Origin of the sequence: Neobacillus niacini, from assembly GCF_023715415.1 — a bacterium.
GTDB lineage: Bacteria > Bacillota > Bacilli > Bacillales > Cytobacillaceae > Neobacillus > Neobacillus niacini_C.
This window is the reverse complement of sequence record NZ_JAMBOB010000009.1, coordinates 166,062-183,696: the sequence shown is the minus strand read 5'-3', so window position 1 is coordinate 183,696 and position 17,635 is coordinate 166,062. Positions and strand designations below refer to the sequence as shown.

General features: G+C 36.6%; 22 protein-coding genes. 2 read left to right on the top strand and 20 right to left on the bottom strand.

Annotated features, from left to right (window positions below; translation table 11 throughout):
* Positions 1-360: 360 nt before the first annotated feature.
* The 9 genes from M3189_RS21040 to M3189_RS21000 form a co-directional block, all read right to left on the bottom strand.
* The gene (locus tag M3189_RS21040; RefSeq protein WP_251637521.1) at positions 361-1,215 is read right to left on the bottom strand and encodes a MurR/RpiR family transcriptional regulator; all 855 of its coding nucleotides are present in this window, start codon (positions 1,213-1,215) and stop codon (positions 361-363) included.
* A gap of 10 nt (positions 1,216-1,225) precedes the next feature.
* Positions 1,226-2,122, bottom strand: a complete 897-nt coding sequence (locus M3189_RS21035) for an ROK family protein (protein ID WP_353057464.1) — start codon at positions 2,120-2,122, stop codon at positions 1,226-1,228.
* Between the two features lie 75 nt (positions 2,123-2,197).
* The gene (locus M3189_RS21030; protein ID WP_251637518.1) at positions 2,198-2,887 is read right to left on the bottom strand and encodes an N-acetylmannosamine-6-phosphate 2-epimerase; all 690 of its coding nucleotides are present in this window, start codon (positions 2,885-2,887) and stop codon (positions 2,198-2,200) included.
* A 25-nt stretch (positions 2,888-2,912) separates the two neighbouring features.
* Complete coding sequence (locus M3189_RS21025) at positions 2,913-3,761, bottom strand: carbohydrate ABC transporter permease (RefSeq protein ID WP_251637516.1); 849 nt, start codon at positions 3,759-3,761, stop codon at positions 2,913-2,915.
* A gap of 12 nt (positions 3,762-3,773) precedes the next feature.
* Positions 3,774-4,649, bottom strand: a complete 876-nt coding sequence (locus M3189_RS21020) for a carbohydrate ABC transporter permease (protein WP_251637514.1) — start codon at positions 4,647-4,649, stop codon at positions 3,774-3,776.
* 82 nt (positions 4,650-4,731) lie between these two features.
* Complete coding sequence (locus tag M3189_RS21015) at positions 4,732-6,129, bottom strand: ABC transporter substrate-binding protein (RefSeq protein ID WP_251637512.1); 1,398 nt, start codon at positions 6,127-6,129, stop codon at positions 4,732-4,734.
* A 13-nt stretch (positions 6,130-6,142) separates the two neighbouring features.
* Positions 6,143-6,781, bottom strand: coding sequence for a GDSL-type esterase/lipase family protein (locus M3189_RS21010; protein WP_251637504.1), 639 nt, complete (start codon positions 6,779-6,781; stop codon positions 6,143-6,145).
* Between the two features lie 8 nt (positions 6,782-6,789).
* A complete protein-coding gene (locus tag M3189_RS21005; protein ID WP_251637496.1) occupies positions 6,790-7,701 on the bottom strand; it encodes a dihydrodipicolinate synthase family protein in 912 nt (303 codons plus the stop codon).
* Between the two features lie 162 nt (positions 7,702-7,863).
* Complete coding sequence (locus tag M3189_RS21000) at positions 7,864-8,454, bottom strand: DUF1836 domain-containing protein (RefSeq protein ID WP_251637494.1); 591 nt, start codon at positions 8,452-8,454, stop codon at positions 7,864-7,866.
* Between the two features lie 132 nt (positions 8,455-8,586).
* On the opposite strand from M3189_RS21000, the gene trhA reads away from it, so the two are divergent.
* On the top strand, positions 8,587-9,234 hold the full coding sequence (gene trhA, locus M3189_RS20995; RefSeq protein ID WP_251637492.1) for a PAQR family membrane homeostasis protein TrhA: 648 nt from the start codon (positions 8,587-8,589) through the stop codon (positions 9,232-9,234).
* A 290-nt stretch (positions 9,235-9,524) separates the two neighbouring features.
* The gene (locus tag M3189_RS20990) at positions 9,525-10,145 is read left to right on the top strand and encodes an NAD(P)-dependent oxidoreductase (RefSeq protein WP_251637483.1); all 621 of its coding nucleotides are present in this window, start codon (positions 9,525-9,527) and stop codon (positions 10,143-10,145) included.
* 274 nt (positions 10,146-10,419) lie between these two features.
* Here M3189_RS20990 and M3189_RS27015 read toward each other — a convergent pair whose 3' ends face one another.
* From M3189_RS27015 to M3189_RS20940, 11 genes are all read right to left on the bottom strand, one after another.
* A complete protein-coding gene (locus M3189_RS27015) occupies positions 10,420-10,554 on the bottom strand; it encodes a hypothetical protein (protein ID WP_256988982.1) in 135 nt (44 codons plus the stop codon).
* 132 nt (positions 10,555-10,686) lie between these two features.
* A complete protein-coding gene (locus M3189_RS20985; protein WP_251637481.1) occupies positions 10,687-11,415 on the bottom strand; it encodes a Type 1 glutamine amidotransferase-like domain-containing protein in 729 nt (242 codons plus the stop codon).
* A 24-nt stretch (positions 11,416-11,439) separates the two neighbouring features.
* Complete coding sequence (locus M3189_RS20980) at positions 11,440-12,300, bottom strand: phosphotransferase family protein (protein ID WP_251637480.1); 861 nt, start codon at positions 12,298-12,300, stop codon at positions 11,440-11,442.
* 81 nt (positions 12,301-12,381) lie between these two features.
* Positions 12,382-12,849 (bottom strand): SRPBCC family protein, encoded by a 468-nt coding sequence (locus M3189_RS20975; RefSeq protein ID WP_251637479.1) that lies wholly within the window; start codon positions 12,847-12,849, stop codon positions 12,382-12,384.
* A gap of 19 nt (positions 12,850-12,868) precedes the next feature.
* Positions 12,869-13,591 (bottom strand): GDSL-type esterase/lipase family protein, encoded by a 723-nt coding sequence (locus tag M3189_RS20970; RefSeq protein ID WP_251637471.1) that lies wholly within the window; start codon positions 13,589-13,591, stop codon positions 12,869-12,871.
* A gap of 105 nt (positions 13,592-13,696) precedes the next feature.
* Positions 13,697-14,263 carry a DJ-1/PfpI family protein gene (locus M3189_RS20965; RefSeq protein WP_251637469.1) on the bottom strand — a complete coding sequence of 189 codons (567 nt, stop codon included), beginning with the start codon at positions 14,261-14,263 and terminating at the stop codon, positions 13,697-13,699.
* Between the two features lie 2 nt (positions 14,264-14,265).
* A complete protein-coding gene (locus M3189_RS20960; RefSeq protein ID WP_251637467.1) occupies positions 14,266-14,643 on the bottom strand; it encodes a cupin domain-containing protein in 378 nt (125 codons plus the stop codon).
* A 137-nt stretch (positions 14,644-14,780) separates the two neighbouring features.
* Complete coding sequence (locus M3189_RS20955; RefSeq protein WP_251637465.1) at positions 14,781-15,146, bottom strand: DUF488 domain-containing protein; 366 nt, start codon at positions 15,144-15,146, stop codon at positions 14,781-14,783.
* Positions 15,147-15,243: 97 nt separating this feature from the next.
* Positions 15,244-15,474: an excisionase family DNA-binding protein gene (locus tag M3189_RS20950; protein ID WP_251637650.1), complete on the bottom strand. Its 231-nt coding sequence runs from the start codon at positions 15,472-15,474 to the stop codon at positions 15,244-15,246.
* Positions 15,475-15,479: 5 nt separating this feature from the next.
* Entirely contained in the window at positions 15,480-16,508 is a 1,029-nt protein-coding gene (locus M3189_RS20945; protein WP_251637463.1) for a P1 family peptidase, read from the bottom strand.
* Entirely contained in the window at positions 16,505-17,440 is a 936-nt protein-coding gene (locus tag M3189_RS20940) for a dipeptidase (RefSeq protein WP_251637461.1), read from the bottom strand. Before M3189_RS20940 ends, M3189_RS20945 begins: the two co-directional genes overlap by 4 nt.
* Positions 17,441-17,635 lie beyond the last annotated feature (195 nt).

The window sequence follows — 17,635 nt, the reverse complement described above, 5'->3', positions numbered from 1 at the left end:
GTTTACATCACTTTTTACAAAAGCCACCTCCTTCTTCCTTTATTTCGATTACATGATGGTAGATTTCTATTATGATAGGTAAATATTAACTTACCTGACAGTCAGTTGTCTATATATTTATAATATTGACAATTAACTTTCATTCTTATTACCTATATTTGATTAAAAAAATTTTTTTCACCCTGTCTTTTTTCCCCTTTTTCTCCTATAAAGTAGGTTAGATCCGAAGGGTTTATTTTTATTAATACTTTGGGGAATTTTTTATACAATTGGTGGTGTCATATACGGTGCTAATAATTAGAGGGCACTGATAATCTTTTGGATTTTCAGCGCCCTCTTTACAAAGCAATATGTTTTTTCTTAAAGCATCTTCTCAATAACTGCATTTGCCGTACTTTCTTTATTCAGAATTGACTCCTTGTTTGTCCTCCTAAAATACTCCATATAGAGGATGTCTAACAGATAGAGCTGGGCTAGCTTAGCAGATAAACTTCCCCCTTGAAGCGGACCTTCATTAGCACCGCAAAGCAAGGTAATATCAGCGTTATTGGTCAAAGGCGATTTTGCAAATCGAGTGATAGCGATGACCATTGCTCCTCTTTCTTTTGCAACCTTTGCTACTGCAATGGTATCTTTTGTCGAACCCGAATACGATATTACTACAGCAACATCCTTTTCTGTCATCAAGGCAGCCGACATAATTTGTAGATGAGGATCTAAAGAACACTCTGTTTTATTGATAATCCTAATAAACTTATTTTTTGCTTCCATAGCCGTCATTAAAGAAGAACCTACTCCAAAGAAATAAATTCTTTCGGCCTGAATCATCCTATCGACTGCAATAGAAATATCAGCTTCATTTATCAGGTTAAATGTTTCTGTAAGCGCGCTGACGTTTGTAGATAATATCTTTGAGGATACTTCTCCTATCGTATCCTCCAACGTTATATGTCCTGAAATCTGGTTCGTTTCTTCACCATGTGATATGCTGTGTGCCAGGGCAATTTTAAACTCCTGATAGCCTTTTAGTTTCATTGTTTTACAAAACCTAAATACGCTAGATTCTCCAACCTGACAAGCATCAGCTAGGTCAGTGATGGACATATAGATAACATCCTTCATATGATCGAGGATGTAATCAGCTACTTTCTTTTCTGTATTCGTAAATGCATTATATCTTGAACGGATAAGTGAAAATATATCTACTTTTTCCATTAAGCACCTCCTAGTATCCACTTCTTAAATGCAGTGAGACTGCACCCAGAATCCCAGCTTTATTTCCAAGGGAAGCCTTCATTATTTTCACGTCAGAAAAACTTTCCATTGTAAGCTCTTTTACTTTACTTGAAACCATGTGTACAAGCTTTTCCTGTTCCATCACTCCGCCGCCAATAATAATCGCTGGTGGGTTGAATATATGAATTAAGGAGGCAATACCCAATGCTGCTTCAAAAACCCAATCATTAACAATACTTGCTAATCTGATATTTCCTTGATTTATTTTTTCAAAGATAACTTTGCCATTTATACAATCAGGATCAATTTCTTTCGCCTTCCGTACCAAGGCTGTTGTCGAAGCATATGTTTCATAACAACCTTTGCCGCCGCAATTACAGGTATTTCCTAATGGGTGGGTAATGATATGCCCAAATTCAGCCGCAACACCATTATGGCCTTTATATATTTTGGAATTTATAACGATGGCACCGCCAATGCCTGTTCCAAAGGTTAAACAAAGAAAGTCCTTAAATTCCTTGCCTGCACCAAAATACTCTTCACCTAAAGCAGCTGCATTTACGTCATTTTCTATTTTAACAGGAACCTTGAATCTTCCCTCTACTATTTCCTTTAATCTAGTGCCGGTATAGTCTGGTATATTTTCATTGGCATAAATAATATACCCTTCCTTACTATCAACCTGTCCAGCAGTACTTATGCCGATAGCATCAAATCCTTCGAATTCTCCGATTACTTTAATTAGTTTTTCAACTACATGCTTTCCGCCTTTTTTACTTTCCGTATCAACTTCTCTAAATAACTCCATATTTCCCTTTTCATCAGAGATACCAAGCTTTATGGATGTTCCTCCGATATCTACAGCTAATATTTTCACTTCACTCACCCTTTACGTAACCACCATAGGCGGCATAAATCCCACGAGAAAACTCGGGGATTTATTTGTTAAAAGTTTTACCATTCATTTTATCGCATTAATAAATCTCTTCGTAATTTCCATGGGTCTTGTGATTGCAGTTCCAACAACTGCGGTATGAACTCCTCGATCAAAAACAGTCTTAAGGTCCTCTGGAGTCCAAATACCACCTTCAGCAATAACCGGAACATTAATATCCTTAACGATTCTTTCAATTAATACTACATCAGGTAAATGCCTGCCAAGCGTGTATTCGGTATATCCGCTTAACGTTGTACCAATACAATCAAATCCTAATTCATAGGCTAATTGAGCTTCTTCATAAGTTGAACAATCTGCCATAAAAATTTGGTCATTATACTTTTGTTTTATCATTGGAAATACTTCACTTATGAACTTACCATCTGGTCTAACTCTGTTGGTAGCGTCTAATGCAATAATATCGACTCCTTCTTTATAGAGAAGGTCAATTTCTTCCATAGTCGGAGTGATAAAAACTTCTGATCCTTCATAAACACGTTTAATGATACCGATAATCGGTAAATCAACTGTCTTTTTGATTTCTCTTATGTCTTCTACACTATTTGCTCTAATACCACAAGCTCCTCCGAGCATTGCAGCATAAGCCATTCTCCCCATTATAGAAGGGCTATGAAGCGGTTCCTCAGGAAGGGCTTGGCAGGAAACAATTAGTTTTCCTTTGATTTGTTCAAATATTTTATCTTGGTTATTCATATAAAAGCATCTCCAAGCTGAAAATTTATTCTTTGACTGCTCCAATCGAGATTCCACTAGTAAAGTACTTTTGGAAGAAAATAAAGATAAGAAGCATTGGAACAGCAGCTACTGTAGCTCCTGCCATCTTATAAGCAAAGTTTGGATTTAAGTCTTGCATTAATGTTGCAATACCTACCATCAAAGTTTTCGAATTCTCATCTTGGCCGACAACTAATTGCCATAAATAGTCATTCCAAACTTGAACAAAATTTAATATAAATAAAGCACCTATACCCGGTTTCACCATTGGAACCATAATTCTATAGAAAACAGTAAATTCACTAGCTCCGTCAATTCTTGCCGATTCCCTTAATGAATCTGGAATGCTGTCAAAGAAACCTTTCAGCATAAATACTCCAAACGCTGTAGCCACATTCGGCCATATCATACCATTAAGACTATTTACCATCCCTAAATCTTGTATGATCCTAAATAAAGGAACAATCATAACTTCTTTTGGAACCATTAGACTTGAAATGAAAATAATGAAAATAACATTCTTCCCTTTAAACTTAAGCTTTGAAAAAGCATAAGCAGCAAGACAGCTTACAATAATTAGAGCAATAGTAGAGACTAGAGAAACAAAAATACTATTAAACGCCCATCTAAATGCTGGCTGATTATTAAATACATCCACATAGTTGCTAAAGGTAATTGTCTTTGGAAACCAATCCGGCGGCATTTTTACAACATCCGAGCTGTTCTTTAATGAACTTGTAAACAGCCAGTAAAGTGGGAACAGGTTAAGCACAGCAAAGAAAATTACTAGACCATTCAATATGATGTCAATTTTTTCTTTCTTTTTCTTATTTTTATTTCCTTTTCGAAACATACCCATCATCCCCTAATCCTTCTTAAACATAGCTCTTAACTGTGGAATAGATAATACTAGTGCAATTAAGAACATGATTACACCAACAGCAGAGGCTGTACCAAGTTGATTGTATTTAAAGGCGTTATTATATAAGAAATACATCAGTGTTGTAGACGCATTGTTCGGTCCGCCGCCTGTTAATAGCTGAATGACAACAAATATCTTCAACACAGCAATAATGTTCATGATAATAATGTAGATTGTGGTAGGCTTAACCATTGGGATAAGGATTTTAAATATAATTTCTAGCCTGCTTGCGCCATCAATCTCCGCTGCTTCAAAAATATCCTTCGGTACCCCAATCATCGATGCTACGTAAAGAATGATTGCCGAGCCTACGTTGGTTGCAAAAGTAACAAAAATAATAACGGGCAGCACAAGATTTGTATCACCTAAAAAGTTAACTGATGTTAATTCCAACTGCCTTGCTGCATACGGGATAAGTCCATTGGCTGGATTTAAGAGAAAGCTCCATACCATACTCATGACAACCATTGAAACCATAACGGGAATATAATAACTGCCCCTAATAAAGGACACGTATTTTGCATTTTTATCAAAAATTGCTGATGAAACGAACAAGGCGAAGATTACGGTTAATGCGACAATAAATACGACAAAAACAACTGTGTTAATAGTAGATTTAACAAATACAGGATCTGCAAATAATCTGTTATAGTTTTCAAAACCAATAAAAGTTTCTGATTGGTAATTGATTCGATATAAACTTAGCCTGATTCCTTCAATAATTGGATACACAACAAATACTAGAAAAAGCAATAACTGTGGTGCTATAAACAAATATCCGGTTAAATTTTCTTTAATGGATTCCCTTTTGATTCTCATTGGTTTTCCCTTACCTTTCTATGGCTTTCTAAAACCCCATTTTCCAAGGCTTTAGAAAGCCATAAGTCATTGCATGCAGGGTTTATTTATTAAAAATTACTGAATTTGCTTTTGACTCTTCAATCACTTTATTACCACTTTCTTGATAACTCTTAACAGCCTCTGCTGCTGACTTTTGTCCAGTATATAGGGCTTGAAGTTCTGGATATAGAACTTGTCTTAATTGGCTGTATCCAGGGACGTTTCCTGTGAAGTTAAACATATACTGAGCATTTTTATCGTATGCTTCGAATAAAGGCTTTTCTGCCTTGAATTCTTCAGCCACAGATGTTCTAACCGGAACACCATTTTTTGAAGCTTTTACTAATTCAGGATCAGTCGAGAAGAATTTCACAAAATCCTTACTAACTTTCATTCTCGTTTCATCTTCCGTATTAAACACTGCTGCACCCGTTACATAAGTGAAAGTCAAAGGGTCTCCACTTTCAGATGGGATGTTAGCCAGTCTTAAATCAAACTTTGGCGTCTTACCGCTTTCCATATCCGCTTTTGCATTGTTAAATAAAACTGAGTTTGTGAAGCTGATTGCAAGCTGCTGATTCTGGAACATAGCATTTACATCGTTTGAAGATACTGATTCAACACCAGGATTCGTTAATCCATCTTTATAAATCTTCTTTAACCATTCAGCCGCCTTCTCACCTTTTGCATCATCAATTACAAGGTTTCCTTTGCCATCAAAGAACTCATTGCCAAACATTCTTAAATAAGCAAGGTTCCAAGTATCTGCCTGATTATTTAGGGCGTACAATGCCATTGGAAATGCATTCGAATATTTATCTTTTGGCAGGTCTGTTTTTAAAGTCTTAAGAATTTTTTCATAGTCTGCTAGAGACCAGGTTTTTATTTCATTTTCGCCGCCAAGATACTCCTCAAGACCTGCAGCCTTGAACATATCCGCATTATAGGCTAAAGTACCTGGCATATGTGAGAATGGATAGAAATAAACATCGTCACCGAAAGTTACATTTTCCCAGTAATTTTGTGTAATATCTTTCTTCGCTTCATCATCCACGATGTCATTTAATGGTACGAGTGCGCCTCTATGTGCGTAGTCTCCCATTGCGAAAACGCTTTCGAAGAAAATATCTGGAGGAGTTCCTCCATTAAGGTTAACGTTTAACAGTTCATCCCTTTGATCTCCTGCAACAACTTGAACGTTCACCTTTACATCATGGTCCTTATACTGTTTTGAAAATTTCTCAGCAGCATATTTGAAGAAACTGTCGTAGTCCGCTCCTTCTTCAGAAGGGTCCATAACCCCTTTCCACTGAGGTGTTAGCCAAACTGATATTTCCACCTGATCTTTTGATTTTGATTCACCATTTGATTTGACAGGGTCTTTTCCTGTACACCCAGCAAGAATGGAAAGTACCAGTACGACAGCTGCTGTCAATGCTAGAAAACGTTTTTTAAACATTGATTTCTCCCCTTTATAAAATATTTTTTATTTTATTGAAGACAAGCTTTGATAAAAGCCTGTGACCTTCCTCATCAAGATGCATGTAATCAATGGTATTCATGAAAACGGACCCCTTGGTATCTAGGAATTCCGTACCTTGAACTTTAAGTAGCTCATTTAAATACGCAGGCATTTCTACTGATTTTATATCACAATTTTTCCCCATTGAGTTTCCTATGCTAGTTTCATAGTACTCTTTACCGATTGGGGGAGGTGCAATGACTAACACCTTTGGAGTGCTGCCTTTTATCCCAGCAGGTGTATTTTTCGCTTTAAGTGAAAGCCTGGCAATCCCTTGAGCGATATTATAAGAAGTAAGATTAAATCTTTCTTTCGTGTCATTTGTACCAAGCATGATAATAACGAGTTCTAGAGGTGCATGACTCATTAAACATGGATGAATATAGGTAAATGCATTTAATCCTTCAAAAAGCGGATCATCTACAACACTAGTTCTGCCTGAAAGTCCTTCTTCAACGACTTGAAACTCATCTCCTAAAAGTTCAGCTAAAAGATTGGTCCATCTAACTCCCTCAGGAAATCTCTCCATCGTTTTTGCGTCATAACCCCAAGTATTTGAATCTCCAAAGCAGACAATTCTTCTCTTCATTTCTTTCATTACCTTCCATATTTATGAATGGCCGAATCAATTAACTTTTTAATTCCCTCAATCTTGTTTAAATCTTCACCGTGTACTGGCTCTAGTGGACCTCTAACACTTCCAACATTTACTCCTCGTAATTGTAAGATTTCCTTAATTACAGAGTACATACTTCCATTAAGTGAACATAAAGCAATAATGATATCGTTAATATCTCTTTGGATTTTTCCTGCTTGTTCAAAATTTCCAGAAGCGACAAACTCTTCTGCTTTTAGGAATAGCTCTGGCATTGATGCATAGGTACCACCGATTCCGCTATCAGCACCAATTATTCTTCCAGAAACATATTGTTCATCAGGACCATTAAATACGATAAAATCTTCGCCGCCTGCAGCTTTAAAGCGTTCAATATCCATTACAGGCATAGAGGAATTTTTAACTCCAATTACTTTTTTATTGTCTAGTAGTTTCTTAAATAGATTAATAGACAGATTGTATCCTGTGGTTTGCGGGATGTTATAAATAATAAACGGAAGTTCAGTTGATTCTATAATCTCCGTCCAATACTTATAGATGGAGCTTTCAGGAAGCTTAAAATAGATTGGCGGAATAGCTGATAATGCATCATAGCCCAGCTCCTCGGCATATTTCGCTAAAATTCTACTTTCTCTAGTTGATGGTGCACCAACGTGAGCAATTAAAGTAAGTTTCCCTTTTAGTGTTTCTGAAACATATTTTAATGTCGCTTTTCTCTCCTCAAGGTTTTGGTAAATACATTCGCCCGAACTGCCTCCTACGTATAAACCTTTTACCCCTTTTTCATACAGATAATTACAAAGGTCTTTTGTTCTGTCCTCCGAAATTTCTCCTAAATCATCATAGCAAGCATAAAATGCAGGAATAATCCCTTTAAATTTATCTAATTTCATTTTTCTTCCCCACCTGGAATGAATTTTAATGGTAACGTTTACAAGTTAAATATAACATAACTAAATTTTCCTGTAAATAATTTTCACCATTTTTATAAATTTTGAAAAAAATATCCAACAACAAAATTCATTAAAGTGGCACCGCTGATTTAATACTGTCAATCAACGGTGCCGCTTTCCGTCCTTTTCTATAACGATTTCGTCTACCAGCTTTTCTGCTACCTTTCGATACAAATTACTCATATGTACAAGTGAAGAAATCATAAGTACTTGTTCAAGGTAGGGAGCGTTTTGGTCTTCCATTTTTGATACTTCTTCATTAACATCCATTACCCGCTCATTTATATCCTCATTAAAGTCAGCCACATTTTTTTGTGATAGGTTTAAATAACTATTGTAGAAAGATTCTAACTCGATATCTTCTTTTATAATCCTTTTATTTAACCCATCCAGTGTTGTCTGAATATCGTTAATTGAAAGAGCCCCTTTTAACTGATAAATTAAACTCATCAAAATCAAATGCTCTTTTGAGTACTTCTTGTTTTTTATTGGAAAGATTAGCTTTCCTTTTGCATAATTATTAATCATCGTTTTGGTAAGAACCTTTTCCTCATCATTTCGCTTTGAATCTCTAAATTTGTTTTCAAATAACTGAATGACTTGGTCCATATATAAATCAATATTCGGAATTTCATCTAGTGTCAAGTTGCTATGAAGACCAAGCTGTTCAATAATTTCACGGATTTTTTCCATACTAATAAACCTCTTTCCAAATAGTATCTGAATAACATTATATCGTAACATTTCCACATTGACTAGGTATTGTATTACGAGTATTATTATAAGTAGTTATAAAAACTACATCATGTAATTAGGAGGTATTATATGAGCAATTTTATTCGGGAACCAATTAATGGACTAACTCATTTAACTGGAGCGCTGTTATCGTTTGTAGGGCTTCTTGCAATGGTAATCAAAGTTTCGAGTACGACCTCATCAAAGATGGCTATTACTGCCGTCATCATTTTCGGAGTCAGCATGATACTTCTCTATTCTGCTTCTGCCACCTACCATATGGTAATAGCTAGAGATCATGTGATTGCCTTTTTAAGGCGTTTAGATCATTCGATGATTTTTATTTTAATTGCCGGGACCTATACGCCTTTTTGCTTTATCAGTTTAAATGGAACGACTGGCAATATTCTATTTTCGATTATTGCAGCGGTGGCTTTAAGCGGGGTTGTTTTTAAGATGGTCTGGTTTAATTGTCCGCGTTGGATTTCTACTGCCTTGTATCTTGTTATGGGCTGGATGATTGTGTTTGTGTTCTCGCCATTAGCAGGAAGCATGGATAGGTTGGGGCTATTTTTATTAATACTCGGAGGTATTTTTTATACAATCGGTGGAGTTATTTATGGGGCAAAGCCAAAATTTCTTCAATCCAAATTCATGGGCTTTCATGAGATCTTCCACATCTTTATCATGCTTGGGAGTTTGTCACACTTCTTATGCGTGTTTTACTTTGTTATATGAAATAGAAAATCGCCAATTGGACGTAACGGATTTTGTTTTGAAGTACAAAACTTAAATAGTTTGGAAATAAAGGTTAAATTGCACACAAAAAGACACCGTAATTAGCACGGTGTTTCTTTTGTGTATTTATTATTATTTCTTGTTTTACTAGTCGCACCTCGTTAATCGAATAAGAAAAAGACTGCTGTTTTTGCAGCCAATTTTTTAAGGAAAGCACCCGATAGTTGAAGAAGACAATAATATAATTTTTATAGTAAAATAGTAGTATTTGCAAAAGGAGGCTCATTTTTATGAATATTTTAATTTTAGGTGCAACTGGACGAGTTGGAAGTCAAATAGTTACTTATGCCCTTCATGACAGACATCAGGTTACTGTATTAGTTCGCACTCCAGAGAAGATTCAAATAAATAATGAAAATTTAACCATTATTCAAGGGAATGTTTTAAATAAAGATGATATCGTACGTGCAATGCTTGGGATTGATGTAGTTATTAGTGCACTAAATACTGATGGCACAACTACTCTATCAGAAAGTATGCCACTTATTATCGAGGCTATGGAAAGCGAAAGTATTAATCGAATAATAACTATAGGAACTGCAGGTATCCTACAAAGTAGAACCACGCCAAATTCTCTGCGTTATCAATCAAGCGAATCAAAGCGCAAGTCAACCCATGCTGCGAAAGAACATCATAAAGTTTACGATAGGCTTAAACAATCAACACTCGAATGGACTATTGTCTGTCCTACATATTTGCCTGATGGAGAAAGTTTAGGAAAATATCGTGTGGACAGTGATTTTTTGCCAGAGGGTGGAGTTGAAATTTCTGTGCAGGATACAGCGGAATTTACATTTAGACAGATAAAAACAAACGATTATATAAAATCACGTGTAGGTATTGCCTACTAATAATAATCCTTAATATCTAAAAATAGGAATGAGGGTCTAAAAATAAAACGGAATAATAAGTAAAGGAGATGTTGTAAAATTAACATCTCTTTTTTTGGCTAAACTGTCCCGTTTGCTTATAAGGAAATCAACAAAAAAGCGGGTAATCCTTCCTGAATCACAACCAAAAAGGACATCAAACTGTTGCAATTTGATGTCCTTCTCCTAATGATTATTAATATTTTGTACTCGGAAACAAAATCTGTTACCCATATAATGCGTTTTCCACTTTAAATTAAGAGTTCTTTTTATTATCTCTTGCAGCTTGTTTTCTTGCTTTCTTACTTAATCCTTGTTCTGCACCAAATTCCGTATCAGCCTTGCTTCCACCAGTATGAGGCTGGTTACGATTGTTATTTTTATTGGTCATTTTGTTTCCCTCCTATTTATATATGTATGTTGGGCTAGCAACATCTTTTATAATGCATAAAAGGATAGGGAATTATACCTATTTTTTCTTTATTTCTTTATCAGAGGAAAGTATAAAAGTAAGCATTAAGAACTATATGAACATGTTTCTATTGGAGACAAATTTATAAGAATTTAAGAACGTTGTTTGAAGTTCGGTTTCTACCACTTTTTTTTCGTAGGAAACACGATACGCCTTGCTGGTTGGTCTAGAGCTGACAATGTTACTTATTTCTTGATCAATGTAATGAATAGCAACACCATCATCTGCTGCAATTCCTGCCTGTATTTTCTTTGTGCCAATTAGATTCTGGTAAGCCGGTCTTCGTTCTGCTTCCCCATCATAATGTGGACAATTGCTGCCTTTTAAGAAACCCAAACATTTGAGTGGCTCAAGTCCTTCGCCATAGGAGTCCGTTACACCTTCCTCGAACCAACAAATGGAACCCGCACTAATCCCCGCTAAAAGGATTCCTTGATTCCAAGCTTTTCTCAAAATAGTGTCTAATCCCCAATCCTTCCACAATGCTAACAGATTCTTTGTGTTTCCGCCGCCAACATAAATAATATCCTTCTCCAAAATAAAACTCTCCAAATCCCTGGTCGGCGGTCTGAATAATGATAGATGTGATGGGCTGCAGTTTTGGTTTTTGAAAAAACTATAAAACTTTTGAATATAATCCTCTGAATCTCCACTCGCAGTGGGAATAAAACAAATTTTTGGGTTTTCTTTACCTGATTGCTTAAGAATATAAGAGTCCAATAATGTATTCTCTGGTTCCATCGAGAAACCTCCGCCGCCAAGAGCGATAATTTGCCTCATATGTCTCTCCTCCAATTTAGACTTTTATCTATATGCTTTTATACCATTTTCAAATGCTTCTATATCGTCATTTTCCACACCATGTACGGCTTCTTGTAACGCAAATGTACTTCTATAAAACCTCACTCGTTCAGCTATTTCGGTTCTATTTGGATACAAATTCAAACACCTATTAAAAAAATCTTCCCCGTAACTGGATAGGATTCCTGCAAAATCATAGGCGGGGTCACCTATATCACTGCCGCCAAAATCAATAATCCCCGATATATTATAGGTATAAGGATTCCATAAAATATTGGTGGCCCCAAAGTCACCATGGATCAAAGTGGCGTTTAAGTTTAAGCATGTTTTGCTATCTAGAAAGGTTTCAAAAGAAGTTGAAATTTGTCGTTGTGATTCTTCCCTCATAAATGGATACAGTTCATTTTGTATCCTTTGATAAAGGTTGACCATTTCTTCTCGGGGATTGGTTTCCTCTAATGGCAGTGTTTTTTTAGAAATTGAATGTATTTCAATTAGGAAGGTAACAAGCTGTGATGCTAGCCTTTTTAACACTTCTTCATTTTTAATACTTGCGAAACTTTTTTTCCATAGTGGAGACCCTTGGATTAACTCATAGCCAACAAAAACCTTCCCTGCTTCCCATTTTTCAAAAGATTGATAGATAGGATTGGGTATCGGAATGGATACCTTATTCTTAATAGCTTCCAATATCACAGTCTCTTTTTTCAGACTGTCTATCCCCTTTTTGTATTTCGGAAATCTGAATACCATGGTTCGATTTACAATTACTACATCATTATTTTGGCCAATTTCATTAAGCTGCCAATCCTTAATAGAAAGGCTAGGGTACACCTGATTAATACGTTCAATATAGTTCACCATTGTCTGTACTCCCTTTTAACTCTGCTCATATCAAGTCAAAACGGCAGACTAAATCCATGTAGATTTAGCTGCCTATTACTATTACCAATTTACATTCGCATCTGGTGCCTTGTCGGCTACAAGATTTAATAGAATGTTGTGCTCTAGATACGCCTTTAATCCAGAGAGTACCATTGTGTATCCTCCCATTGAATCAACCGCTTGGTTTACCATTTCATCGCCATCGCCAGAAAAGCCTGAGTTTGTGATGGAGACAAAGGTTTGATTATCTGTTCGGGGGGTAAATATCCACTCCACCTGGGTGCCGTCGGTCCATTCAATTCCAATTACCTTGTTTTGCTCTAATTTCTTAACATATAACTCATCCCCAACACCATACATTTCCCAGTCCCATCTAATCGTTTTACCCTCTTCCAATCTTCCGCTGCTTTTAGTGAACCAGAACTTTGTAGTGATTTCAGGGTTGATAAAAGCTTCATATACTTCCTCAACGGGTTTGCGAATGAGCATTTCTGCTTTTACAACGGGTTTTTCGTTTAGTGTTATCATTGTAATACACTCCTTTTCCTTAGTTTAAACTAAGTTCTTTTAATACTGTTTCAGACACCCGCTCAGCGATTAGTTGATATCCAGCCGGATTGGGATGTAGGGAATCACTGAAATAGGTACTTTTTGGTTTCTCTTGAAATAGGTCCAGGGTGGCAACAAAGTAAGTTTGATCAAAATGATCCGCCACTTTGACAATTTCATCGTTCCAATCTTTTATCGTGCTTAGAATTTCCTCTCGATTCGCGTATTCGACATAGGGTTGATATAAACCTAGAACAAAGATAGGAGCTGCAGAATTATTTTTTCTTATACTTTCAAGAATTTTAGTAAGGTTGGTAGTGAATCTTACTTTACCATCATTTATTCTTTTTACATCAAGTGGGTTAAATTGATAATTAGCACTCTTTCTAAAATCATTCGTTCCGATATAAAGAATGATATATTTACCCTTTTTTATCTGTGCGTTGATTTTTTTATCCTGCAGTTGTTCGAGAACTTTATCGGTAGAATACCTTGGTATAGCGAAGTTACTCACTTTGATAGGAGTTTTATGTACTTCCTCCAATTTTTCTTTAACTCCTTCTATATACCCCTCATTTGTAGGGTCCCCTACTCCATGTGTGATGGAATCACCTAGGGCTACAAGATTAATGACCTTTGTACTAGCCGAAGAACCACGAATACCGGTATAGGTACCAAACAGTATCAGAATCATACAGAGTAAAAAGATAATATTTTTCATAATAAAACTCCCAGTTGTGTTGACTTATTTAGGAGTTTTCCCAGTGGTACCTTCACTCATGTAGTATCAATAAGAATTAACTCCAGTTGGTATGCAGTTCATTATTTAACTCATTGATGGGACCCGAAAATATGCAAGGGGGTCTTTCAAATCATCTGTAAAAACACCCATATTTCTGAGAACAGCCTCAGCAAAATTTAAATAGTTCGAACCCGTCGATGTAATTACATTTTTATCAATAACAAGATGTTCTTTTACCTGATTTCTTGGAACTAATACATGACTGTATAAAGGATCGTCAGTGTCTAACGAAGCAGTATATTTTACTTCTTCTAGTATGCCTGCTGCACCTAAAATAGCAGGACCTCCACAAATTGCTGCAATTTGTTTCTTTTTTCTATAAAAATGCTGCACTATTTTCTTTAGGTCTGAGTTATCAAGGAGAGGGGCTGGGTTGCCGCCAGGTATGATTAATACATCAAAATCCTCAGGGTTCACTTGATCTATCGTTAAATGGGGAATAACCTGAAATCCAGCACAAGACTGAATTGGTCTTATCTCATTTTCAACAGTAAAAGAATTTATCTGGTACGTTGAATCTATACATGTTAATAAAATCATGACTTCAAAATCAGCAAAAGTATCATAAGTTAATAAGAGTGCTTGTTTCATATTTATCTTTCTCCTTTTGAGTTCGGAATGATGTTTGGCATAAAGGATGAGGGATTTAGTTCTCCACTTTCAATGACAATAGCCGTTAAGCCTTTTGTTGTCTTCGTTTCATGCCACTCATCTTTTTCCCAAAACACAGCGTCTCCAGGCTGTACTTTAAAATATTTTTTGCGATCAATACTAACCAAACCTTCTCCACTTATGATTAACAATAGTTGAGGTCCAACTGCTTGGTGATAACCTATCAAGCCATTTTCCTCTAAATGCATACAGCCAATAGAAGCAGCACTATTTGTTTGAATTATTCGAGTCATAATAAAATCAGAATTAAATTTTGTAATCTGTTTACCACTCTCTTTATTAAAGTTATAAAATTTCATAATCTATGTACCCCCAAAAACTATTTATATCTCCTACATATTCAAGAAATTTATGTAATAATCCTCTAAGAAATAAAGCATATATAAATAAAAGAGGAGCCCCTTTTTATCGCGGAGCTCCTCTTTTATGCTTTTACTTAATCTATAATTCTGTTTAGCTCTTCTCGTAAAACAATCGCATGATTATATACAGGATCTTTTGCACCGTAAAGGAGAGTAACGTTCCCTTCAGAAGTCAGTTGAATTAATTCATCCATAATCCTCCGCTTCTGTTCATCCGTACGTAATTCCTCTATGTATTTAACACGAAACTCCTCAAACAACTCAGGCTTGTGGCAAAACCACTTACGAAGCTCAGGACTAGGAGCGACCTCCTTCTGCCAAGCCGTTAACCTAGCAGCCTCCTTCGAGATGCCACGAGGCCACAATCGATCCACCAAAATCCGAAAACCATCAGACTCATCATACGGTTCATAAACCCTCTTCAAGAAAAACTCCCCCACTAGAAACCAGCTCCTATTTCAATTTTTCGGAAAAGTGTCCATTCCACGTGGACACTGTCCACGGACGGTGCCTGTCACCATATTATAATGCTTCTAATTAGTCCTCATCTTTGATGTCGTGGTCTTCGGGTATGGGTTCGCTTAGGATTTCTTCGACTAGGTGTTTGTATTTTTCGATTTGTTTTAGGTGGGTGTTGAATTGTTCTTTGTTGATGATCCAGCCTTGTCCGTCATGGATGGCTCGGATTTTTTTTTGTTTGATTAGTTCTTCTATTTTTGATTCTGGCATGGATAAATATTCTGCGGTTTCTTTAATGGTTAAATACATTTCGTTCATTCCTCGCCCGTAAAGGTAATATTATTTACAACTCTTCCTGCTCTTCCTTTTGTGGTCACTGCTTGGGAAAGTGAGTTAAGAATCGCTTCCTCTGCTGCTTCTGCCGCACCTGTGAAAAGCTGATTCATCAGGAGGTGATCCTCACGGAGTTGAATTCTTTGCTCCGTTAATTCTTCCGTAAAATGTTCTGATTTATGAGCTGTCGAAAAAGCAATGACAATATCCCCGCTGCCATGACTGAAATGACTGCCTGTTCTGCCGAGACCAATTCCACAGCGTTTTGATAAACGCAATAGCTGCCTGTCACTTAAAGGAGCATCCGTCGCAAGCACAATGATGATGGAGCCATCTGATGTATCCGACAGCCCCTCGGTCTTTGAATAACGCAATCTTTGATGTTCTTCTTTTTTACCAAAGTTACTAAGGATTAAACAGCCAATGGTGTATGCTTCAATGGTACGTGAAGACGTACCAATCCCGCCTTTGTAACCAAAGCAAACCATCCCTTTTCCAGCACCAACAGCACCTTCCTCAGCCTGGTTGTCTGACGCCTTTTTAATCGCTTCAATCGCATGCTCCGGTTTAACTGGAAATTGCCTAATTGAATTCAAGTAACTATCATTGCATTCTCCAACCACTATGTTAATTGTACCTGTTGTTTCCCCAATCTCAGGATTCTCCGCCAGCATGTATTCTAAAGTCCCTTGAGTGACAGCAGGTACTCCAAACGTATTTGTTAACATAATCGGTGATTCGAGCTGTCCTAATTCATTGACTTGAACTAGGCCGGTTGTTTTTCCAAAGCCATTAATCACATAGCTCGAAGCGGTTACTTTCTGTTTAAATACATTGCCTTTGTGTGGTAGTATCGCGGTTACTCCCGTACAGGCATAATCATTACCGGCTTCATCAAGCGGATAATCAAGTGTTACATGACCTACCATTACGTCCGTAACATCAGTAATGCAATTTTTGGGACCTGTTGGCAGCATACCAACACTTATTCCTGTCTGTCTAACCTTCATCCTAACACTCCTGGCCGGTGGTCGAGGAAGTTTTGATAAGCAAAGCCTCTCACTTCATCCTCTTTAAAGTGCTTTAATAATTCATTTATGAGATTCTGGGATTTAGAAGCATCCTCCAAATTGGTGATGAACGTAGAGATTCCATCGAAATCAGAACCTAATCCAATATGCTTCACACCGCCTAGTGAACAGAAGTGGTCAATATGATTTATTAAGTCTGAAATTTTCACCTCTCCAGCTTCCTTTACGAATGGAGGGTAATAGACAACATGAACCATCGCATTTCTTTTAAACATCGCAGACGCTTGTTCATCAGTTAAGTTGCGGAGATGGTTACAAAGAGTTCGTGAGTTTGAATGACTTGCAATAGGAAATTTAGCTAATTCAATAACCTCCCATATCCCCTTGTCACTTAAATGAGAGATATCTGTCAGGATTTGATGTTCATTATTAAACGTAACAATCTCTTTCCCGAAAAGTGTGAGCCCGCCGCCACGCGGTTCACCTGCACCATCTGCAGCCAAATTCGCATTATTCCATGTTAACCCTACTGAACGAACCCCCAGCTGATAAAGGATATTCAGTTTCGTTAGGTCGTTGCCGATGGCGTCCACCCCTTCAAGGGTCAGCATGGCACCAATTTGGCCGATAGTAATTCTTTCAAAATCTGACCATTCCTTAATGTGAATCATATCTTGGTTTTTCCCGAGTATTTCCTTGTAAAAATAATCGATTTGTACGAGTGCTTCTTGAAATTTCTGGTCTGAAGGAATGTCTGGCTCAATAAAAATGGCAAAGCACTGAACCTTGACCTGCCCTTTATGCAGTCTCATTTTATTCGTTTGCAATTCCTTTGCATTTGCAAAACGAAGCGAGCCTTTCCCTTCTGAAAGTTTAAGTAATGCATCACAATGGAGATCAATTAATTTCATAATAAAGCCGACTCCTTTTTTTAAAAATTTTATCATAAATATCGAAGAAAGGTTATAGAAGGAAAAGCACATTACCAAAAACTAACACTTACTTAGTAAATAATTACCAGTAAAAATAACATTTAGAATATTATAAATTACCTATTAATCGTGATAAATAAATAGTAGAATTATGTATACAATATAATAACGGAG